This window comes from Halomonas sp. Cn5-12 (genome assembly GCF_021532545.1).
Classification (GTDB): Bacteria; Pseudomonadota; Gammaproteobacteria; order Pseudomonadales; family Halomonadaceae; genus Vreelandella; species Vreelandella aquamarina.
In genome coordinates this window covers 39405-60761 of sequence record NZ_JAKGAY010000021.1, presented here as the reverse complement: position 1 = coordinate 60761, position 21357 = coordinate 39405, and the positions used below count along the sequence as shown (strand labels likewise).

General features: G+C 59.1%; 21 protein-coding genes and 1 tRNA gene. 5 read left to right on the top strand and 17 right to left on the bottom strand.

What is annotated here, in order from left to right:
* Positions 1 to 295: 295 nt before the first annotated feature.
* Positions 296 to 372: transfer RNA gene (locus tag L1249_RS12290), tRNA-Arg, on the bottom strand.
* Positions 373 to 527: 155 nt separating this feature from the next.
* Between L1249_RS12290 and L1249_RS12285 the strand changes: the two genes are divergently transcribed.
* From L1249_RS12285 to L1249_RS12275, 3 genes are read left to right on the top strand one after another with little or no spacing between them, the layout of a single operon-like run.
* Entirely contained in the window at positions 528 to 1526 is a 999-nt protein-coding gene (locus L1249_RS12285) for a TRAP transporter substrate-binding protein (RefSeq protein WP_228168798.1), read from the top strand.
* A complete protein-coding gene (locus L1249_RS12280) occupies positions 1526 to 2047 on the top strand; it encodes a TRAP transporter small permease (RefSeq protein WP_074211661.1) in 522 nt (173 codons plus the stop codon). The genes L1249_RS12285 and L1249_RS12280 overlap by 1 nt, the downstream gene beginning before the upstream one ends.
* Complete coding sequence (locus L1249_RS12275; protein WP_228168797.1) at positions 2044 to 3306, top strand: TRAP transporter large permease; 1263 nt, start codon at positions 2044 to 2046, stop codon at positions 3304 to 3306. The genes L1249_RS12280 and L1249_RS12275 overlap by 4 nt, the downstream gene beginning before the upstream one ends.
* Before the next feature lie 96 nt (positions 3307 to 3402).
* On the opposite strand, the gene L1249_RS12270 is transcribed toward L1249_RS12275, so the two are convergent.
* The 8 genes from L1249_RS12270 to L1249_RS12235 form a co-directional block, all read right to left on the bottom strand.
* Positions 3403 to 5187: a methyl-accepting chemotaxis protein gene (locus tag L1249_RS12270; protein ID WP_228168802.1), complete on the bottom strand. Its 1785-nt coding sequence runs from the start codon at positions 5185 to 5187 to the stop codon at positions 3403 to 3405.
* Positions 5188 to 5503: 316 nt separating this feature from the next.
* Positions 5504 to 6139 (bottom strand): urease accessory protein UreG, encoded by a 636-nt coding sequence (gene ureG, locus L1249_RS12265; RefSeq protein WP_044630219.1) that lies wholly within the window; start codon positions 6137 to 6139, stop codon positions 5504 to 5506.
* Between the two features lie 26 nt (positions 6140 to 6165).
* Complete coding sequence (locus L1249_RS12260; protein WP_228168801.1) at positions 6166 to 6879, bottom strand: urease accessory protein UreF; 714 nt, start codon at positions 6877 to 6879, stop codon at positions 6166 to 6168.
* Positions 6869 to 7396 (bottom strand): urease accessory protein UreE, encoded by a 528-nt coding sequence (gene ureE / locus L1249_RS12255; RefSeq protein WP_062375545.1) that lies wholly within the window; start codon positions 7394 to 7396, stop codon positions 6869 to 6871. Before ureE ends, L1249_RS12260 begins: the two co-directional genes overlap by 11 nt.
* Positions 7397 to 7544: 148 nt before the next feature.
* Positions 7545 to 9260 carry an urease subunit alpha gene (ureC, locus tag L1249_RS12250; RefSeq protein ID WP_213262662.1) on the bottom strand — a complete coding sequence of 572 codons (1716 nt, stop codon included), beginning with the start codon at positions 9258 to 9260 and terminating at the stop codon, positions 7545 to 7547.
* A 161-nt stretch (positions 9261 to 9421) separates the two neighbouring features.
* A complete protein-coding gene (locus L1249_RS12245) occupies positions 9422 to 9730 on the bottom strand; it encodes an urease subunit beta (RefSeq protein WP_089674735.1) in 309 nt (102 codons plus the stop codon).
* Positions 9731 to 9753: 23 nt separating this feature from the next.
* The gene (gene ureA, locus L1249_RS12240) at positions 9754 to 10056 is read right to left on the bottom strand and encodes an urease subunit gamma (RefSeq protein WP_016915359.1); all 303 of its coding nucleotides are present in this window, start codon (positions 10054 to 10056) and stop codon (positions 9754 to 9756) included.
* Between the two features lie 33 nt (positions 10057 to 10089).
* Positions 10090 to 10974 carry an urease accessory protein UreD gene (locus L1249_RS12235; RefSeq protein WP_228168796.1) on the bottom strand — a complete coding sequence of 295 codons (885 nt, stop codon included), beginning with the start codon at positions 10972 to 10974 and terminating at the stop codon, positions 10090 to 10092.
* Between the two features lie 145 nt (positions 10975 to 11119).
* Between L1249_RS12235 and L1249_RS12230 the strand changes: the two genes are divergently transcribed.
* Entirely contained in the window at positions 11120 to 11389 is a 270-nt protein-coding gene (locus L1249_RS12230; protein ID WP_044630213.1) for a PepSY domain-containing protein, read from the top strand.
* Positions 11386 to 11568 (top strand): PepSY domain-containing protein, encoded by a 183-nt coding sequence (locus L1249_RS12225; RefSeq protein ID WP_044630212.1) that lies wholly within the window; start codon positions 11386 to 11388, stop codon positions 11566 to 11568. The genes L1249_RS12230 and L1249_RS12225 overlap by 4 nt, the downstream gene beginning before the upstream one ends.
* A gap of 17 nt (positions 11569 to 11585) precedes the next feature.
* Here the strand turns inward: L1249_RS12225 and L1249_RS12220 are convergent, their stop codons facing one another.
* From L1249_RS12220 to L1249_RS12185, 8 genes are all read right to left on the bottom strand, one after another.
* Entirely contained in the window at positions 11586 to 12116 is a 531-nt protein-coding gene (locus tag L1249_RS12220; protein WP_235253614.1) for a copper chaperone PCu(A)C, read from the bottom strand.
* A 48-nt stretch (positions 12117 to 12164) separates the two neighbouring features.
* Positions 12165 to 13538: a diguanylate cyclase gene (locus tag L1249_RS12215; protein WP_235253613.1), complete on the bottom strand. Its 1374-nt coding sequence runs from the start codon at positions 13536 to 13538 to the stop codon at positions 12165 to 12167.
* Between the two features lie 173 nt (positions 13539 to 13711).
* A complete protein-coding gene (urtE, locus tag L1249_RS12210) occupies positions 13712 to 14419 on the bottom strand; it encodes an urea ABC transporter ATP-binding subunit UrtE (RefSeq protein ID WP_089674721.1) in 708 nt (235 codons plus the stop codon).
* A complete protein-coding gene (urtD, locus tag L1249_RS12205; protein WP_044630209.1) occupies positions 14419 to 15255 on the bottom strand; it encodes an urea ABC transporter ATP-binding protein UrtD in 837 nt (278 codons plus the stop codon). Before urtD ends, urtE begins: the two co-directional genes overlap by 1 nt.
* Positions 15252 to 16397: an urea ABC transporter permease subunit UrtC gene (gene urtC / locus L1249_RS12200; protein ID WP_044630208.1), complete on the bottom strand. Its 1146-nt coding sequence runs from the start codon at positions 16395 to 16397 to the stop codon at positions 15252 to 15254. Before urtC ends, urtD begins: the two co-directional genes overlap by 4 nt.
* 3 nt (positions 16398 to 16400) lie before the next feature.
* The gene (urtB, locus tag L1249_RS12195; protein ID WP_172416659.1) at positions 16401 to 18011 is read right to left on the bottom strand and encodes an urea ABC transporter permease subunit UrtB; all 1611 of its coding nucleotides are present in this window, start codon (positions 18009 to 18011) and stop codon (positions 16401 to 16403) included.
* An 83-nt stretch (positions 18012 to 18094) separates the two neighbouring features.
* Positions 18095 to 19447 carry an urea ABC transporter substrate-binding protein gene (gene urtA / locus L1249_RS12190; protein WP_044630206.1) on the bottom strand — a complete coding sequence of 451 codons (1353 nt, stop codon included), beginning with the start codon at positions 19445 to 19447 and terminating at the stop codon, positions 18095 to 18097.
* 382 nt (positions 19448 to 19829) lie between these two features.
* Positions 19830 to 21329: a tripartite tricarboxylate transporter permease gene (locus L1249_RS12185; protein WP_062359188.1), complete on the bottom strand. Its 1500-nt coding sequence runs from the start codon at positions 21327 to 21329 to the stop codon at positions 19830 to 19832.
* Positions 21330 to 21357 lie beyond the last annotated feature (28 nt).

The following is a 21357-nucleotide window of genomic DNA, read 5'->3' as shown; positions in this document are numbered from 1 at the left end:
CGAAGGCGGCAGCAGGTAATCGGTCTGGCGATCCACAGGGATGAAGCGGCTCATGGCGATCTTCTCAGCTCGGCGATGACGGTGGTCAGTATCTCACGGTGCAACGGAAAGACCGACAGGCTGCTAGCAGAACGCTAATAAACGTGTGACACGCCTGTGTCAGACAAAAGCCACAGGTCAACAGCTGAGTAGCAGGGCTTGGAGGCAATATTGGCAGGCGTGGCACATGGATGACACAGATTTGACACAGCCAAAACAAAAGGGCTTACGCGTTAACGTAAGCCCTTGATATGTTTGGCGCGCCCGGCAGGAATTGAACCTGCGACCTTCGGCTTCGGAGGCCGACACTCTATCCAACTGAGCTACGGGCGCTTTGGGTGCGTATCGTACCCGTGTGGGCGCGTGGTGTCCAGCCGCTTGGCGGTTTTCGGCGCGTAGATGATTGACCGTTTTCCCTGCGGTGGTGCATGCTCTTGGGGCACTTTTGCACCTCTTAACCACCCTTGGTCATATTGGGAACATAATAAATGAAAACATTTGCACGTAGTACGCTGGCACTGGGTATGTCACTGGCACTGGTCAGCGCCGCGAACGCCGCTGATTTTGCAGATATGGACCCCGTTACTCTGCGTTTAGCCCACGTGGTCAACGAGCAGGATGGCTTCCATATTGCCGCCACCAAGTTCGAAGAGCTGGTGGAAGAACGCACCGATGGGAAGGTGAATATCGAGATCTTCCCCAACGCCTCGCTAGGCGATGAGCGCACGCTGCTGGAAGGCATGCAGATCGGCACCGTGGACATGGGCGTGATCACCAACGGGCCGGTGGCCAACTTCGTGGAAGAGATGGCGGTCTTCGAACTGCCCTTCCTGTTCCCCACTCCCGAAGCCGCCTATGGCGTGCTGGATGGCCCCATTGGCCAGGAGCTTTTGGATAAGCTGGCCGACGTGAACCTGAAAGGCCTGGCCTACGCCGAGCGCGGCTTCCGCAACCTGACCAACAGCGAGCGCGCCGTGAATTCGCCGGAAGACCTGGATGGCCTGCGCATTCGCGTGATGGAAAACCCGGTGTACACCGATACCTTCCGCGAGCTGGGGGCCAACGCCATCCCGATGGCCTGGACCGAAGCGCTCACCGCCATGCAGCAGGGCACCATCGACGGCCAGGAGAACCCGGTGAATGTGATTCACTCGTTCAAGCTGGATGAAACCCAGAACTACATGACCCTGTCACGCCACACCTACGCCCCGGCGATTTTCGTGATGGGCATGCCTGCCTGGAACCAGCTGCCTGAAGCCGCCCAGGACGTCATCCGTCAGGCCGCCCAGGAAGCCGCCGAGCATGAGCGTCAGGTGAACGCCGATATGGAAGCCGAACAGCTTGCAGCACTGCGCGAAGCGGGCATGGAAATCAACGACTCCCCCGATATGGAAGCCTTCCAAGCCGCCGTTGCGCCGGTATACGAGAAGTACGGCGAGCAGTTTGGTGATTACCTGCCGCGTATCCAGGAGGCGCTGCAACAGTGATATCGTTTGCACAGCCTCTTTTGACGCTGCTGCAACGCATTGAACGCGGGCTGGATGCCATCATCCAGCCCGTGGTGTTTGCGGGCATGGCAGCTTTGATCGGTGTGATCACACTACAAATCGTGTCACGGGTATTTTTCAGTGCCGTGGGCTGGACCGAAGAGGTCGCGCGGTTTCTGCTGGTGTGGATCACCTTTTTAGCGGGCACGCTGGCGTTTCAGCGCGGGCGACATATCGCGGTCAGTTTCGCGGTGGATGCCTTGCCCCTCCCGATGCGCAAGCTGGCTAGGCTCGCGGCGCTGGCGATTGTGGTGGCGTTCATGATCACGCTAATCGTCATCGGCTACCGCTATATGCAGGTGCAGAGCTTCCAGAAATCCGCTTCGCTACGGCTCTCGATGACCTATGTCTACGCCGTGATGCCCGTCTGCGCGGCGATCATGGCGTGGTATGCGCTGGTCGATATGGTCGAGCTACTGGTGAACGGCGAGATGCCCCCGTCCCAGGAGGCGTCGTTATGACCCTGCTGCTGTTCGGGCTGTTCTTTCTGTTCATGCTGCTAGGCGTGCCGATTGCCTTTGCGATTGGCGCCAGTACACTCTACGCGCTGTATCAATCCGGCGTGCCGCTGATGGTGGTCACCCAGCAGATGTTCCAGGGCATCAACTCCTTTGCTCTGGTGGCCATTCCGATGTTCATTCTGGCCGGGGATTTAATGGCCCAGGGCAAAGTTAGCGAGCGTCTGGTGGGCTTTGCCGATTCGCTGGTGGGCTTTATGCGCGGCGGGCTCTCGGTGGTCTCGGTGATGGCGGGCATGTTCTTCGCGGCCATTTCCGGCTCCGGCGCGGCTACTACCGCAGCGGTGGGTTCAAGCCTAGTGCCAGAACTTAAGCGCAAAGGCTACGACCCCGCCTCAGCGGCTAGCCTGATTGCCGCTAGCGGCACCATTGGCGTGGTGATTCCCCCGTCGGTGCCAATGATTATCTATGCGGTCATTGCCCAGCAGTCGGTATCGTCGCTGTTCTTGAACGGCTTTTTGCCGGGGCTGGCAATGGGCGTAGCGCTCATGGCCATCGCCATTACCCAGGCGTACAAACGCCAGTACCCGAAAGGAACCCCGCTGTCGCTGGCCACTATGTGGCACACGTTCAAGGCCGCAAGTTGGGGCTTGATGACGCCGGTGATCATTCTGGGGGGTATTTTCTCGGGGATTTTCACGCCGTCGGAAGCGGCGGTGGTGGCGGTGAACTACGCGCTGCTGGTGTCGCTGTTCGTGTATCGGGACTTGACCCTGCCCCAGGTGTACAAGCTGTTGATTCGCTCGGCGATGACCACGGCGGTGATCATGCTGGTGATTGCCATGTCGGCGGTGCTGAGCTGGACGCTCTCAAGCTGGCAGGTGCCCGGCGCGATTGCCCAGGCGGTGCTGTCGCTCTCCACCAACCCCTACGTGATTATGCTGTTGGTGGTGGCGGTAATCCTGCTGACCGGGGTGTTTATCGAAACCGCCAGCGCTTTGATCATTCTGACCCCGGTGCTGCTACCTCTGGTGCTGCAGCTGGGTATCGACCCGATCCACTTCGGGCTGATCATTGTGGTGGGGCTATCGATTGGCATGATTACCCCACCCGTGGCGATCAACTTGTACGTAGCGTCGTCCGTCACCCAACTGCCGCTAGAGCGTATTACCCGCGCTATTATCCCCTACCTGCTAGGGCTGATTGGCGTGCTGCTGCTGGTGGTTTACGTGCCCATACTGCTGGGCTGGTCGGGTCGTTAGCGCTAACTAAGAGCGCAGCTAAACAGCGCCACTAGTAGAAAGAAAAAAAGGGCTTGCCGTTTGGCAAGCCCCTTTTGATTGATATCACCTCATAACTTAAAACTCTTCCCAGTCGTCTCCACCAGCTTTAGTGGGTGCAGGCTTAGAGGAGAGTGCCGGGCGCTTGAGCTCTTGGCTGGTCCCGGACCGGCTGGCAGGCAGCGCTTGGCGCGTCTGGTCATTCAACTGGGGTGTTGTCTGGCTTTGTGAGTCGTCTTCCCCTAATACGAAGGAGTTGACTAGCTCATTAAGGTGCTCAGCGTGGCGGCGCATATCCGCAGCGGCCGTGGTGGACTCTTGCACCATGGCCGCGTTCTGCTGGGTCATGGTATCCATTTCGGCTACGGCGGTGTTGATCTGGCCAATACCACTGCTCTGCTCTTTGGCGCCGGCGCTGATTTCACCGATCACATCGGTAACTTTTGATACGCTCTCAACGATCTCGCGCATGGTGGCACCCGCGTTACGCACCAGCTCGGCGCCAGTGTGGGTGTGCTGAACGGAGGTATCGATCAGCGCGCGGATCTCTTTAGAGGCATTACTGGAGCGGCTGGCCAGGGTGCGTACTTCTTGAGCAACCACCGCAAAACCACGGCCATGCTCACCCGCACGGGCAGCTTCCACCGAGGCGTTTAGCGCCAGAATGTTGGTCTGGAAGGCAATCGCATCAATCATGGTGATGATTTCACTGATGCGCGTAGCCGAGTCGTTGATATCGCGCATCGTGTTTTCTACCTGCCCCATGGCCTCTTCACCCTGGTGGGCCACTTCCGCAGTGGACTGCACCAGCTTGTTGGCCTGTTGGGCATTGTCAGCACTGTGGTTCACGGTGGAGGTAATCTCCTCCATGGAGGCCGATGTCTCTTGAAGATTGGCCGCCGCCTGCTCGGTGCGAGTAGACAGCTCCTCGGAGCTACGCGAGATTTCGCCAGCAGAGTGATAAACGCTGACCGTGCTGCGGCGTACGTCGCGCAGGGTATCCTGCATGCGGCCAGCAAAGGCGTTGAACTGGACAGCGAGGTTCCCCACTTCATCGTTGCTCTCTATGGTAAGACGACGGGTTAGGTCACCACGACCTTGCGCAATATCCCCCATCGCATCAGCGGTGCGCTTTATCGGCCCGACGATACGACGCACAAAGCCAAAGGCCAGCAGAGCAATAGCTGCAAATAGTGCAGCGCCTAGCAGCGTCGCAGATATAATCGCATTTCGTAGGTCGGCAGCGGCAGCAGCCTCTAACTCGGCCATTGCTTCATCAACATCTGTTACATACACACCAGCGCCTACAATCCAGCCCCATTTTTCTAAACGATCAATGTAGGAGTGCTTGGGCTTAGACTCATTGGTGCCGGGGTATTCCCACGGGTATTCGTAAAAACCACCGCCATCTTGGCCAACTCGAATGAAATCCCGCACGATATAGGTGCCATCAGGTGCTTGCAGGTCTCTCAGGTTTTGACCTTCACGCTCCGGAGAGTGAGGCAGTACGATGTTAGTACCATCGTACTCATATACGAAAATATAGTTTTCGCCTTCAAAGCGCATGGAGCGCAGCATTTCAGCAGCGCGCTCCTTAGCTTCACGGTCATTGGCACCGGCGTTTTCATAAATCGGGGCGATAGCCGTTGTTGCCATCTGCACGATATCGCGCACTGCGGCACGACGCCCTTCAATCAACAACTCACGCTGTTCCGCTAATGCTTCGCGGGTGTCCTTGGCGTTGCTATAGGCTTCAAAGCAGACCAAGACAACGGTGACCAACAGTAAGGGGAGTAATACCAGCATCAGCACCTTGGTCTGCAAACCCAAGGCCCAACGACTTCTCTTCTCAGAAGTAGCCATCATGTTCGAGTTCTATCCTCATCAAGTGGGGGATATGCGTTGTAATCGGTGCTTTGTTATCGGCAAAAAGTGTGTCAGCTTTAGTCACTTCTCATGATTTTTTGCTTTATGAACAATAAATTCAAGCTACAAAACACCTTTACATAACATGAGTTAAGGATATCAACAGCCTATCAGTTCATTGTAGAAATGTGGTGGCCAGGGATGGCCCGTTTTGGCAGGATCTCACCTAAACAACTGCAACTGCCCAGCCTTTCATACCATCAAAGCTGGGCAGTTTTTTATATCTGCTAATTATACCTATACCCACTTCCGTTTAATGTGTTACAGCGGCCCTTGGGCGACGCTCGTCCAGCATGCCTTTATCGAGAATGAAGCGGATGATCTCTTCAAGCCCCACGCCATCGTAGAGGTTGGTGAACACGAACGGGCGCTCGCCGCGCATCTTTTTCGAGTCGCGCTCCATCACCTCCAGTGAGGCGTGAACCTGCTCGGCAATATCGATTTTGTTGATAATCAGCAGGTCGGATTTGGTGATGCCGGGGCCGCCTTTGCGGGGAATTTTGTCGCCTGCCGACACGTCGATCACGTAGAGCGTCAGATCAGAAAGCTCGGGGCTAAAGGTGGCGGAAAGGTTATCGCCACCAGACTCGACCAGTACCAGTTCCAGCTTGGGATGACGGGCGTGTAGCTCGTCAATCGCCGCTAGGTTCATCGAAGCATCTTCACGAATCGCCGTGTGCGGGCAGCCGCCGGTTTCTACGCCGAGAATACGGTCGGCGGGCAGCGCATCGTGCTTGAGCAGGAAATCGGCGTCTTCGCGGGTATAGATATCGTTGGTGACAACGGCAATGTCATAGTGGTCGCGCAGCGCGGTACAGAGCTGCTTGAGCAGGGCGGTTTTACCTGAACCAACCGGGCCACCCACGCCAACGCGTAAACAGTGAGTCATGGTTTTCTCCTAAATAACAACGCTCGTTAGCTTCTAAACAAACGGGAATATTGGGTTTCGTGTAGGGCGCTGGCCAGCGCCACACCGGGCAGCGCAGGGCCAAGCTCGTCATCGTCTAGCCGCTGGGCCTTCTCAACGGCACTCACCAGCTCGCCACGTAACTGCTCGATAATGCGCTGGGCAGCGGTATGCCCCAGCGGCAGCGCTTTACAGGCCACCGCGAGTTGATTTTCCAGCCACGCCCAGCCAAAGCCGAGCTGCGCTTGACGCACAGGGATGCCGCGCTGGTAGGCCGCCCAGGCAAATAGGGTCACATAGCCTGCCTGGACCGGTAGCAAGGGCGTAAGTGAGTCTTCACTAGGCAGCCCTTCATTTTTGGGTAATAGGTCGAGGCTGCCCAGCAGCCGCTTCAGCGAGGCGCCCAGGCGGCTGTCTTCAGCAGCCAGTTCAGCGGTTTCACGGGTGGCAGCCAGCCAGTCGTCCCACTCGGCCACTGCAACGCCATCTTGGTGCTCGAAAGCGCGATACAGCCGCTCAATCAGCGGCAGTTCGCAGCGGCTCAGGCCATCCTCTAACACGCCGGATAGCCACTGAGAGAGGCTTGGCTCATCACTCACCCAGCCCAACTCAAAAGCGCTCTCTAGCCCTTGGGAAAAGGCGAAGGCCCCAATGGGCAGTGCGGGGCTGACGAGCTGCATCAGCCCTAGCAGGGCGAGGTCGGAGGGCTGTTCAGTGGGCATGGTGGTGCTCATGCGCGTGATCGTGATCGTGATCGTGGGAATGACTATGCGAATGGCTGTGCGAATGCCCACCGCCCACTTGGTTGTAAGCGCCCGGTTCGGGGTCGAAGGTGGCGTTGTGGTGCTCAAGCGTGGCACCCAGCAGCTCGGCCAGCTCCTCGAGGACGTGGTCGGGCGGGAAGCGTACCCAGCCGCCTTTCGCGTCTTCACCCAGTGCGAGCTGCACATGGCGGTTGCCGAGGTGGTAAGCCAGCCGGGCCAGCGGTAAGCCAGTACTCACTCGCGCGGTCACCACGGGTTCAATGGCGGCGCAAATGCGCACGATCTCGCCATTTTCGGCTTTTAGGCCTTCGCCATCGCGCAGTACGGGGCCGCGATCCAGAAACAGCCCAAGAGGCTGGCCGCTGTCGCTCTCAGCTTTTAAGCGGCCACGAATGCGTAGCTCAAAGGGCAGTGTCAGCGTGTCGCTGGCGGTGCCCTCATCTATGGGGCCGAGGCGTTCAATTAATTTCAACATGCTCTCATCCTTTCTCGATCCTTGAAGGCTGAGCCGGGGGTAGGCCGTAGAGAGGGTCTTTTGCCATGGATGGCAAAAGTAGCGTACAGGGACGTATTTACAGCGCCCTCTCGTAGGCCTACCCCCGGCGCTCCGGACAGCAGCTCAATCAAAACAAGTGATACCGCTGCGCCAGCGGTAGCTCGGTCGCGGGTTCGCAGGTGAGCAGTTCGCCGTCGCAGCGCACTTCGTAGGTTTGCGGGTCGACGGTGAGTTCTGGGCAGGCGTCGTTGAGCTTCATGTCCTTTTTGCGCACGCCGCGCACGTTCTTGCAGGCGGAAAGCGTGCTTTGTAGTCCCAGTCGCTCTTTAATGCCCGCGTCAATCGCCGCTTGGCTGACAAAGTTGAGCCGGGTCTGGCTGGCGGCGCGGCCAAAGGTGCCGAACATGGGGCGGTAATGCACCGGCTGCGGCGTGGGGATGGAGGCGTTGGGGTCGCCCATGGGCGCACCGGCAATCATGCCGCCCTTCAGAATCAGCGCGGGTTTGACGCCAAAGAAAGCGGGCTTCCACAGCACCAAATCCGCCAGCTTACCGACTTCAATCGAGCCGACTTCATGGGCGATGCCGTGAGTAATGGCGGGGTTGATGGTGTATTTGGCGATATAGCGCTTGGCGCGCAGGTTGTCGGCCCCCAGCGCTTCATCTTCCGGCAGCAGGCCGCGCTGCACCTTCATTTTGTGCGCCGTTTGCCAGGTACGGCAGACCACTTCACCCACGCGGCCCATGGCCTGGGAGTCGGAGGCGATCATCGAGATCACGCCCAGGTCGTGGAGGATATCCTCGGCGGCGATGGTTTCGCGACGAATACGTGAATCGGCAAAGGCCACGTCTTCGGGAATATTGGGGTCCAGGTGGTGGCAGACCATGAGCATGTCGAGATGCTCGTCGATGGTATTCACCGTGTAGGGCCGCGTGGGGTTGGTGGAGGACGGCAGCACGTACTCCTTGGAGCAGGCAGTGAGAATGTCCGGGGCGTGGCCGCCGCCTGCGCCTTCGGTGTGGTAGGTGTGAATGCCGCGCTCTTTAAACGCCGCCAGGGTGTCTTCCACGAAGCCGGATTCGTTGAGCGTATCGGTGTGGATGGCGATCTGCACATCGTACTTTTCCGCCACGCTCAGGCAGGTATCAATCGAGGCGGGGGTAGTGCCCCAGTCTTCATGCAGCTTGAGACCCATCGCGCCCGCTTCCAGCTGTGCTTCGAGCCCTTCTGGCAGGCTGGCGTTGCCTTTGCCGAGCAGACCGATGTTCATGGGCAGGTCGTCCACCGCTTGAAGCATCTTGCCAATGTGCCACTCGCCGGGGGTGCAGGTGGTGGCGTTGGAGCCCGTGGCGGGGCCGGTGCCGCCGCCCAGCATGGTGGTGACACCGCTCATCAGCGCTTCTTCCACCTGCTGGGGGCAGATGAAGTGAATGTGGGCGTCGATGCCGCCTGCGGTGAGGATTTTGCCTTCACCGGCGATCACTTCGGTACCGGGGCCAATGACGATCTCGACATCGGGCTGGGTGTCGGGGTTGCCTGCCTTGCCGATGGCGGCGATGCGGCCGTTTTGCAGCCCTACATCGGCTTTGACGATGCCCCACCAGTCCAGAATCAGCGCGTTGGTGATCACGGTGTCCATCACCGAGGCGTCCTGGCGCTGACTTTGGCCCATGCCATCGCGGATAACTTTGCCGCCGCCGAACTTCACTTCTTCACCGTAGTGGGTGGCGTCTTTTTCGACTTGAATCCACAGCTCGGTATCGCCCAGGCGCACGCGGTCGCCTACGGTGGGGCCGTACATATCGGCGTAGGCTTGCCGACTGATTTTGTTTACCGGTTTCATATTTGCCTCTCCTAAAAGATGAAGCTTGGCACTGGGGAGGCCATCACTCATGGGACACGCTGTGAATACGTCCTTGTACGCTTGACTGCGCCATCCATGGCGCAGACAGTCACCCAGCCGATGCCCGCCCTACCGTCGGTTGTTCTTTATTAATCCGTTGGCTAATCGAGCGGCCCCATCACATCGCCACGGAAGCCGTAGATTTCCCGCTTGCCGACAAACGGAATCAGCGTGACTTCGCGGGTTTGGCCGGGTTCGAAGCGGATGGCGGTGCCGGCGGCGACGTCCAGGCGGTAACCCCGGGTTTTATCGCGGTCAAACACCAGCGCGGGGTTGGCTTCGGCAAAGTGGTAGTGGGAGCCAAGCTGAATGGGGCGGTCGCCGGTGTTGGCCACCTCCACGGTGATACGCTCGCGACCCGCGCACAGCTCGATATCACCCTCTTGTAACTGATACTGTCCTGGAATCATGGCGCTCTCCTAACGGTGGATGATTAGTTGATCGGCGTGTGAACGGTGACCAGCTTGGTGCCGTCGGGGAAGGTGGCTTCCACCTGCACTTCATCGACCATCTCCGCCACGCCTTCCATCACGTCGTCTCGGGTGAGGATTTCGCGGCCGTAGCTCATTAAATCCGCCACGCTGCGGCCATCTCGCGCGCCTTCCATAATCTCAAAGCTGATCAGCGCTACCGCTTCGGGGTAGTTCAGTTTTAAACCACGCGCTTTGCGGCGCTCGGCAAGCTGGGCGGCGGTAAACAGCATCAGCTTGTCTTTGTCTCGTGGGGTCAGTTCCATGGAGTGTCTCCAGCGTTATCAGCGTGTTGCCAATTAAGTTAGCCAAATGCGCGGCGTATGCGCTTCGCGCTCGATCCAGCGCGGCCGAAGCAGGTGCCAGGCCTGTTCACACAGCGCCCAGGCTTCGTTACGGGATATGCCTAGATAGCGCATCAGCAGTACGCCGTGGCGCACGGTTACCGCCCAGCGGGGGTTATCCGGCAGCGCTTCGCGCAGTGCTTCAATAGCCGCAGCGGCATCGTCAATACCCACCGCCCAGAGCGTGGCTTGCACCGTGGCGCCGCCCTGCCCCCAGCGGCCCGCAAAGCGTGGGTGCGCGGGGTCCAGCGGCTGGCGTTCAAGCCATAGCGGCTTGCCATCCAGGGTTAAGCGAAAGTGCTGTTCGATGCGCCCCGTGACATAGGGCAGATCACTGGCCGGGCGGCCGAGTGCCATCACTTCCCAGCCTAGGCAGCGGGCATTGCCCTGCAGCGCAATATGGGTGCGTTGAGTGCCCTTTGAACCATTAAACGCGATGGTTTCCTGGGGCAGCCACTCTAAGGTGCCGCCCTCTTCTACCGTCAGTTCGGTGTGCTGTATCCAGGCCACGCCTTGGCTGTCGGCTTTGTAGAGCTTATTGGCAGCGGGGGTGGTGAGCAGCGCATGGGCATCGCGCTCGATATGAGCGCGAATGGTCAGCGCATCACCGCTCACCAGCCCGCCGGGCGGGTGCAATACGTAAACGTGGCACGCTTCCTGGCTGCCTTCTGGGTAGAAGGGGCGCTGTACCCGTAACGGACCTTGGTGGCGCGCTTGCACTAACCGGGTCACTCCATCGCGGTTGGCAAAACGCAGGGCCAGCGAGGCGGCCCAGCGGCGCTCAGCGTCAAAGCGGTGGCCGGAACCAGCAGCGGGTGGGGCAAGTTCGCTCAACATCATGGGGCGCTGTCGCTTTCTGGTGGATTCATCATTGCCTTATAAATGCAAAGAATGCGCCAAAATGGTGAAAGGCGCTTTTTTACCGTCATAAAGACCTTTTTTTGAGCCTCAACCCTCTTGCCCAGCCCTCCAATGCACCAAATATGTGCATATAGCCATCACATTGCACCTAACCGGCGAACGGCTGGCGGTGTACGTCAATCCCTATACGGCTGAGGTGCTTGGTTCGCTGGATGACCGGGGAACGGTGATGAGGACCGCTCGCTACCTGCATAGCTTCAAGTTTTTCGGGCAAACCCCGCGCAAGCTGATTGAGATTGCCGCGGGCTGGTCGATTTTGTTAGTCGCCACCGGCATTTATCTCTGGTGGCCGCGCAACGGCAGGGGCGGCGTGGTGGGCCGCTGCTCGATATGAGCTACGCCGACTATGGCCCGCTAGGCCGCTGGCTGGAGTTTGGGATTAACGTTCACTTGGGGCAGGAGTTTGGGCTTACCAATCAGCTCTTCCTGCTGGCGGTATGCATCGCCATCATCGTGATGTGCGTGGCCGCAGGCGTGATGTGGTGGAAGCGTCGCCCCGCTCGCCAAGGCTAACAGGGCGGTGGGCCGACTTAGTGCGCCGCGTGCCCATGATCATGGGCACCTTCATGGTGGCTCCCTTCCGGAGAAGCACCTACTGGCAGCACCTGAAGCTCGATCTCCATCGGCTCGGCGTGCTGGAATTCAAGCGTCACAGGGACAGGTTCACCCTCAACGATGGGAGAACCCAGTTCCATCAACATTAAGTGTAAACCGCCCGGCGCTAGCGTCACGCTCTCGCCCGCCGGTAGCTCAATGCCACCGGGCAGGGGTGCCATGCGCATCACATCGCCGTCCATCTCCATAATATGAATCTCGACACGCTCGGTGATCGGGCTGGTCGCCCCCAGCAGCATGTCATCGCCAGCGCCGTGATTGGTGAGAGTGACAAAGCCACCGCCCGCCCCGGCCCCCGGCGGCGTTGTACGGGTCCAGGGTTGCGCCACTTCAATAGAGGAGTGGCCCTCCATGGCATTAGAGTGGTCGCTGCCATGATGAGCCGCCATCAGCGGCGTGCTCATGAACAGCAGTGCGGTTAACAGCATAAAACGGCGCATTAACATAGTGTTCTCCGTGGGTCACATCGCCAAAACCTAGCGCTTACCGCGATATTACTCAGTGGCAGCGGCAACCACCACCCGGTCACGCCCGCTGCGCTTCGCTTGGTACAGCGCTTGGTCGGCGCGCTGCATCGAGCGTTGGTAGTCTGGGTGGCCATCATGAAGCGTAACCCCGACGCTCACCGTGACGTTCAGTAGCGTATCGGCAGCGGCTAACATCGGCTCTTTGGCCACCGCGTGGCGCAGCCGTTCGGCAAACAGGCGGCTACCGTCTTGATCCGTATCCACTAGCACGATCAAAAACTCTTCACCGCCCATGCGAAACACGTAGTCGCCGCCTCGGGTCGAGCGGTCAAGGATACTGGCTACCTGCTGCAGTACGTTATCGCCAGCGTCATGGCCGTGGGTATCGTTGATCGCCTTGAAGTGATCGATATCCACCATGAGCAGCGCAAAACACTTTTCCGAATGCCGGGCGATCTCTATTTCACGGCTCAGCACCACCGAGAGGAACTTGCGATTGAGCAGACGCGTCAGGCTATCGCGGCCTACTTCGAGCCCCGAGGCGCGATCCAGAACGTCATCCAACAGCATCAAGATCGTGCGAGCCGCATCGCGAATGCTGCTCAACGCAGTCAGGCGACGCTGGCTGTCTGAGTCGCCTAGCTGGGCGAGCCACTCCTCGTCCACGCGACGAACATGCTGTGAAATGGTGGTAATTTCCGGCGCGCCCTCAAAGGCGTGACACGCCTTGTGGTGATACCAAAGCCCAAACTCGGAGCTGGCTAATCGGGGTAAAGCCGTCGTTGCCTGCTGCGCAGCCACGGCAAACATCAGTGCGTTCTCCCAATTAAGCAGCGCGGAGCGCTGGCGCTCGCGCTCATCACCAATACTCTGGGTCAAAGAGAACAGCTTATAGGCTTCTTCCATACGGGTATTACGATTATTCGCCACTGAATAGGCATGGCTCATTATTTCCATGGCCATATCAATATGATCAGACACGTAAACCGCTGCATCACCGGAAGAGAGTTCAGCGCTAAAGGTGCTGTTAATGTGCTCATAAAGCGCCTGCTTTAACTGCCGTGCACCATTAAGTACCAAGTTCACCGGGATATCGATACGCGCATGCACCTGGCCGACCTTTTCCTGCTGCTCGACCAGCGATTCGAAATCCGCATGCTCGACGGCAAACATAGCGCTGAGCCAGCGCTGCATGGAGGGGTGAAGCCGGTTTTTCACCTGCTCATTGGAGAGAAACAGCGACGCGTGGGGGTCTTCCAGCATCACTTGATAGAAATGATCGGCAAAGATATCGCGGCGGGATTCCACCAGTGTCTCCACCGCCTGGCGTAGCGCCAAAGGCGTGCGCTCCAGGAGTGACTGCCACTCGGCAGCGAGCTGATGTTTGTCTTTATAGCGCATACCCCACCCGATGGTTATTTTGAAACCCGCCATGTTACACATAAAACGCAGCGCCAAAACCTACTCAGCGCAGGGTTTTAAGCAAAAAACCCCCTCTTTTCTACATGAAACGAGAGGGCTATTAGAGTGTGCTCTGTCAACAGGAAAGAAAGGTTAAAAGGGTTGTGGATAACTCAAACCGTCAAATGCTGCTTAATCAGCTCGTTAGAGAGTTCGCTGATCTCGCCTTTAGCCACCGGGCGGCCGCGATCCATAATCACGAAGCGGTCGGCGTATTTGCGGGCGAAGGGTAGCTTCTGCTCGACCAGCAGCACCGTTAAACCATCCTCTTTGATCAGTTGGCGAATCACCTGGCCGATTTGGGCGACGATATTGGGCTGAATGCCCTCCCCTGGCTCATCGAGAATCAGCAGCTTCGGTTCGATTACCAGCGCGCGGCCAATGGCGAGCTGCTGCTGTTGCCCGCCGGATAGGTCACCGCCTCGGCGGTGCTTCATCTCTTTGAGCACCGGAAACAGCTCGTAGATGCGCTCGGGGATTTTTTTCAGCCCGTCGCCCCGGGCGGCAAGCCCAGTGCGCAGGTTCTCCTCCACCGTGAGCAGCGGGAAGATCTGCCGCCCCTGGGGCACAAAACCGATGCCCAGTCGCGAGCGCGCTTCCACGGCTTTTTTGGTGAGTTCGATCTCGCCATCATTGCCCTGGTAGCGCAGTTGGCCGCTCTTCACCGCGACTTCGCCCATGATGGCTTTCATCAGGGTGGTTTTACCCACCCCGTTGCGACCCATCACACAGGTGCACTGCCCGGCGGGCACGTCTAGGTCTAAGTCCCACAGCGTATGGCTCTCGCCGTAGAACTGGTTGAGCTTTTCAATCGCCAGCATCAGGCGCTCTCCTCTTCATCCGACCCTAGATACACCTCGACCACTTTGGGGTCGTTGGAGACCTGATCCATGCTGCCTTCGGCCAGCACGCTGCCCTGGTGCAGCACGGTTACTTTGCGCGCAATCGAGCGCACAAAGCCCATGTCGTGCTCCACCACCACCACCGACTGCTTGCCCGCCAAACCGGTGAGCAGCTCGGCGGTGCGCTCCATCTCCTGCTCGGTCATCCCGGCCACCGGCTCATCCACCAGCAGCAGGCGCGGGCGCTGCATCAGCAGCATGCCGATCTCCAGCCACTGCTTCTGGCCGTGGGAGAGAATCCCGGCGGGCTGGAAGCGCAGCGCGGTCAGGCCGATGGTATCCAGCACGTCGTCGATGCGGTCGCTGATCTCGCTGGTCATGCGGGCGGTCAGCGTGGGAAAGATGCGCTTGTCGGCGGCCATGGCCAGCTCCAGGTTGTCGAACACGCTGAGCGCTTCGAACACCGTGGGCTTCTGGAACTTGCGGCCAATGCCGAGGCTAGCGATTTCCGGCTCGTTCATCTGCAGCAGGTTATGGCGGCTGCCGAACCACACGCTGCCTTCGGTGGGGCGGGTTTTGCCGGTGATGATATCCATCATGGTGGTTTTACCGGCCCCGTTGGGGCCGATAATGCAGCGCAGCTCGCCGTCGTCGATGGTCAGGTTCAGGTTATTGATGGCTTTAAAACCGTCGAAGCTGACGGTGACATCTTCCATATACAGAATCGGGCCGTGGCGAACATCGACCGGCGAGGCCTCTGGCGCCATAAAATCAAACACCCGATCCCGCGCTTTTAGCGATTGTAATAGGCTCATGCAGCGGCCTCCTTGGATGGGTGGCTATCCTCTTTACGGCGCTTTAGGTGGCCTAACAGCCCCGCTACGCCTTTAGGCAGTAGCACCGTGACCAGTACGAACAGCGCACCCAGAGCGAACAACCAAGCATCGGGCATAATGCCGGTGAAGATGGTTTTGGCGTAGTTGACCAAAATCGCGCCAATTACCGCACCGTACAGCGTGGCCCGGCCACCCAGCGCCACCCAAAGCACGATTTCAATCGAGAGCAGCGGAGAGAATTCGCTGGGGTTGATAATACCCACTTGCGGCACATAAAGCGCCCCCGCCAGGCCCGCCAGCATGGCCGAGACCACAAACACAAACAGCTGGAAGCGCTCGACGCGGTAGCCAATAAAGCGCGTGCGCGCCTCGGCGTCCCGCGTGGCCACACATACCCGGCCCAGTTTGCTGGTCACGATTGCCCGGCAGAGGATATAGCCCAGCGCCAGCGCCACGCCGGTGGCGATAAACAGCCCCAAGCGCGTGGCATCGCTACGCAGGTTAAAGCCCAGCAGCTCGCGGAAGTCGGTCAGGCCGTTATTGCCACCAAAACCCATCTCGTTACGGAAGAAGGCCAGCATCAGGGCAAACGTGAGCGCCTGGGTAATGATCGAGAGATACACCCCCGTTACCCGTGAGCGGAAGGCCAAAAAGCCGAACACCAGCGCTAGCATCCCCGGTGCCAGTAGCACCATGGCAAAGGCGAACCAGGCCATATCGAAACCGTGCCAGTACCAGGGCAGGCTGTCCCAGTTCAGGAACACCATAAAGTCCGGCAGTATCGGGTGGCCGTAGGTGCCACGGTCACCGATTTGGCGCATCAGGTACATGCCCATGGCGTAGCCGCCAATGGCGAAAAACGCTCCGTGCCCCAGGCTCAAGATGCCCAGGTAACCCCATACTAAATCGACCGCAACGGCGAGCAGCGCGTAGCTTAGGTACTTGCCGAACAGGTTAACGGTGTAAGCGTTCACATGCAGCGGATGCCCCTGGGGCACCGCCAAATGCAGCACGGTGACCAGCAGCAGCGCGGCAAACAGCACGCCGAGGAAGGTCTGAGTGGCCCGCTCACCGAACGGGCGGGTGAGCCAAAACTGGCTGGATGTTGCTTGCGTCATCATGGGTTAGCCCTCCGCAGCCCGGCCCTTCTGCGGGAAGAGTCCACGCGGGCGTTTTTGAATAAACAGAATAATGAAGACCAGCACGATAATCTTGGCCAGCACCGCGCCCGCCCAGGGCTCCAGTACCTGGTTGATCACCCCCAGCGAGAGCCCCGCCACTAGCGTGCCCCACAGGTTACCCACGCCGCCGAACACCACCACCATGAACGAGTCGATGATGTAGTTCTGGCCCAGGTTGGGGCCGACGTTGGTGAGCTGGGAGAGCGCCACGCCCGCCAAGCCCGCCACGCCGGAGCCCAGCGCAAACGTCATGATATCCACGCGGGTGGCGCGGATGCCCATGGAGCGCGCCATGGCGCGGTTTTGGGTCACGGCACGCACTTCTAGCCCTAAGCGGGTGCGGCGCATAATCAGCATCAGCGCGGCAAACACCACCAGCGCAAAGCCAAGCACGTACATACGGTTGAGGGTCAGCGAGAGCGCGTCGTTGATCACCAGCGAGCCGCTCATCCACTCTGGCGTCACCACGGTGCGGTTGAGCGGTGAAATCACCGTGCGCACCAGCTGCTGCAGAATCAGGCTGATACCGAAGGTTGCCAGCAGGGTTTCCAGCGGGCGGCCTTTGAGGAACTGGATCACACCCCGCTCAATGGCAATGCCCACCAGGGCGGCCACCATAAAGCCTGCGGGGATAGACAGAATCAGCGCCAGCCCGGGCTGGCCCGGCAGCAGCTGCTGCATCATCCAGGTGGTGTAGGCGCCCAGCATCATCAGCTCGCCATGGGCCATGTTGATCACGCCCATCACGCCAAAGGTAATCGCCAGGCCAATCGCTGCCAGCACCAGCACCGAGCCCAAGCTCAAGCCGAAGTAGAGCGTTTCCAGGCCCCGGTTAATCTTGAGCTGCTGTTCAATACCGGCCAGCGCCGTGGCTGCTGCCTCGGCAACAACAGGGTCGTCGCTATTAGCCGCACGGCCTAACGCCACGCGAGCACGCGGGTGAAGGCTGCCGGTGAGCGCCTCGACACCCGCCATCTCGCCCTGCTCGGCGCGATAAATCGCCACCGCTTGGGCCAAGCGCGTGCGAACGTACTCATCTTCCGCGTCAGCAATCACCGGTTCCAGCGTTTCGGCCAGCTCGCCGTCCACTTCGCCCAGCAAACGGTCGGCGGAGGTACGGCGGCGCTCTACGTTAGGCGAGTAGAGGTCCACCACGGCAATGGCGCTGCGTAGCTGGTTACGCAGCGCGTTGTTGATGCCGATACGGTCCAGGTCGCGGCGGGACATCTCGCCCAGCGGCTCGTTGGTCAGCGCATCCGCCACTGGCCAGTCACGGCCACGGTTCTCAAGCACCAGCACGAAGCGGCCATCGTCAGTGCGCTGCAGGCGGCCATCGAGCAGTGCCTGCAGCCAGTCGCGGGCGCGCTCATCGTCGCTTTGTAGAATAGCGGTAATGGCTTCGCCTTTATCGCGGTAGGAGTCCACATCCAGCGCGGTCAACAGCGCGAGTGCGGCTTGGTCATCGGGAGTCGAGGAGCTGCTTTGTGCCTGCGCCGACACGGCGGTGCCGAGTAGCATCAGGCACAGTAGCCCCAAGGAAAGGAAACGCCTCATGGGGTTCTTCCTTTGGTGATCAAACGGGAGAGGTAGCGTGCTCCCCTACTGCGCCATTGCGCTGGCACAGTAGGGGACGAAAGTTACTCGGCGAGCGCTGCTTCGGCTTCTTCTGCTGCGGTGCTGCCCCCACAGGAACCGTTCACAACGTTAAAGTTGCCGCACTCCATGGGCTTGCGCCAATCAGAGATCAGGTCACGGGAGCCCGGCAGGTAATCCGACCACGCATCACCGGCCACGGTAGAGGGCGTTTGCCAGACGATATCGAACTGACCGTTATCCTGAACTTCACCGATCAACACCGGCTTGGTGATGTGGTGGTTGGGCATCATGGCGGCATAGCCACCGGAAAGGTTAGGCACGGTCACGCCGATAATCGCGTCTTTCACCGTATCCACGTCGGTGGTACCCGCTTTACGCACCGCTTCGGCCCACATGTTGAAGCCGATGTAGTGCGCTTCCATGGGGTCGTTGGTCACCGCCATCTCGTCACCGGTGTGCTCGATCCAGGCGTCGATAAAGTCGTAGTTGGCGTCGGTGTCCACGCTCATGAAGTAGTTCCAGGCGGCCAGGTGGCCCACCAGCGGCCCGGTATCGATACCGGACAGCTCCTGCTCACCCACCGAGAAGGCAATGACGGGAATATCCGCGGCATCGATCCCCTGGTTGGCCAGCTCACGATAGAACGGCACGTTGGCATCGCCGTTGATGGTGGACACCACCGCCGTGGGTTTGCCCTCTTCACCAAAACGACGGATTTCAGAGACGATGTTCTGCCAATCCGAATGGCCGAACGGCGTGTAGTTGACCATGATGTCTTCTTCGGCCACCCCGTGCTCATCTTTCAGGAACGCTTCCAAGATGCGGTTGGTGGTGCGCGGGTAGACGTAGTCGGTGCCGATCAGCGCGAAGCGTTCGATACCGACTTCGTTGATCAAATACTCAACGGCAGGAATGGCCTGCTGGTTGGGGGCGGCACCGGTGTAGAAGACGTTTTCAGACGACTCTTCGCCTTCGTACTGCACCGGGTAGAAAAGCAGGCCATTCAGCTCTTCCACCACCGGCAGCACCGCTTTACGGGAGACGGAGGTCCAGTTACCGAAGATCACATCCACTTCTTCCTGGGCCAGCAGCTCGCGGGCGCGCTCGGCAAACAGCGGCCAGTTAGACGCGGGGTCAACCACCACGGCTTCTAGCTGACGGCCAAGCAGGCCACCGGCTTCGTTCTGCTGCTCGATGAGCATTTCCACGGTGTCTTTCAGGGTCGATTCACTGATGGCCATAGTGCCGGAGAGCGAGTGCAGAATACCGACTTTGATGGGGTCGTCGTCTTGGGCAACCGCTTGCGCGCTGGCGCCCATCACAGCGGCGGTGACCAGGGCAGTGGCGAAACGGCTAAGGGTACGTGGGTGTGTCTTGCGCTGCAGTGTGGTCACTTGAACCTCCTTGCGCCCCTTATGGTTAGGGCTCGTGTTTGGGGTATCGCGACCAAGCGTTGTCGTTATTAATGCGACGGGGGCACTTGGTGCGTCCACTCGTGGGTAGCGAGCCATGGCTCGTTATCCACACGTCGCTATTCATTATGCAAGGGGTGCGCCAGATTAAAGCAAAGACTATTAATAAAAATAGAATCAAATACTTAGCAGTTTTCAAAAAACACTGTTTTATGCCGCATGCACAAATATGACGCAATTAGTAAGCCGTCATGCACGCTTGTTATGCACCAATAGGATGCCTTGCACCACAAGAGGGTATTATCACCGCCAATAAAAAAGCGCCCTAGGAGACCTAGAGCGCCAAGGAGTAAAGCGTTGGCGTTTAGTTAGCTGCCGCAGCCGCCTTGCTACGCCGCTTTTTCAGCAGCGGCAGGCCCAGGGAGAGCACCGCGATGACTAGTAGCGCCAGCGAGATCGGCTTATCGATAAAGGTGGTCCAGTCGCCACCAGAGATCTGCAGCGCCCGGCGCATGGACTCTTCCATGATGTTGCCGAGAATCAGCGCAAGGATCAGCGGCGCAGTGGGGAAGCCAAACAGGCGCATGCCCAAGCCCAGCAGGCCAAAGCCCAGTAGCAGCAGCAGGTCGAAGACGCTAAAGCTCATGCCGTAAACGCCGATCATGCAGAAGATCAGAATCATCGACAGCAGCAGCGGGCGCGGCAGGTCGAGGATTTTAGCGATCAGCGGGATCAGCGGCAGGTTGAGTACCAGCAGGAAGATGTTGCCGATATACATACTGGCAATCACGCCCCAGAACACGTCCGGGCGCTGCTCCAGCATCATCGGGCCAGGGGTGACGCCCATTACCAGCAGCGCGCCCAGCAGTACCGCCGTGGTGCCGGAACCCGGTACACCTAGGGTTAAAAGCGGCACGAAAGAGCCGGTACACGCAGCATTGTTGGCCGCTTCCGGCGCGGCCACGCCTTTGATGTTGCCTTGGCCAAAGGTGTCGCCATCTTTCGCTAGGCGCTTCTCCATGCTATAGCCCAGGAAAGAGCCAATGGTGGCGCCCGCCCCTGGCAATACGCCGGTAAAGAAGCCCAGTACGGAGCTGCGGCCAATCGGGCCAGCAATTTTCTTCACTTCGCCACGGCTCAGCTTCAGCGAGCCGATGGTATTGCGCGGAGCTTCCTTGCCACCGCCCCCACGCAGCAGCATGTAGAACACTTCCGCCAGGGCGAAGATGCCCAGCGCCACTACCAGAAAGTCGATACCGTCGAGCAGTTGAATCGAGTTGAAGGTAAAGCGTTCAGTACCGGTTTGCGTGTCGATCCCCACAATCGAGATCATCACACCCACTACCGCCGCAATCAGGCCTTTTACCAAGGATTTATCCGACAGTGACACCACCGCCGTTAAGCCCAGCACCATCAGTGCAAAGTACTCAGCAGGGCCAAAGCTTACCGCCACTTTGGAGAGCAGCGGTGCCACCAGCATCAAAAAGATCACCGATACCGTACCGCCGATAAACGAGGCATACGCCGCAATGGCCAGTGCCTTACCCGCCATGCCCTGCTTGGCCATCGGGTAGCCGTCAAAGGAGGTTGCCACCGTGCCCGCCACGCCGGGGGCGTTGAGCAGAATGGATGAGGTCGAGCCGCCGAAAATAGCGCCGTAATAGACCCCTGCCATCAGAATCAAACCGGAGGAGGGCTCCATGGCAAAGGTAATCGGAATCATCAGCGCCAGCGCGCTGATCGGCCCTAGGCCTGGCAGCATACCGATAATGGTACCGGCAAACACACCGGCGAAAACGTAAGCGATATTGATTGGCTCAAGCGCGATGCCAAAGCCATACATCAGATTGTTTAAGGCATCCATGGGAGTGTCTCGCGTTAAAACCCGCTAA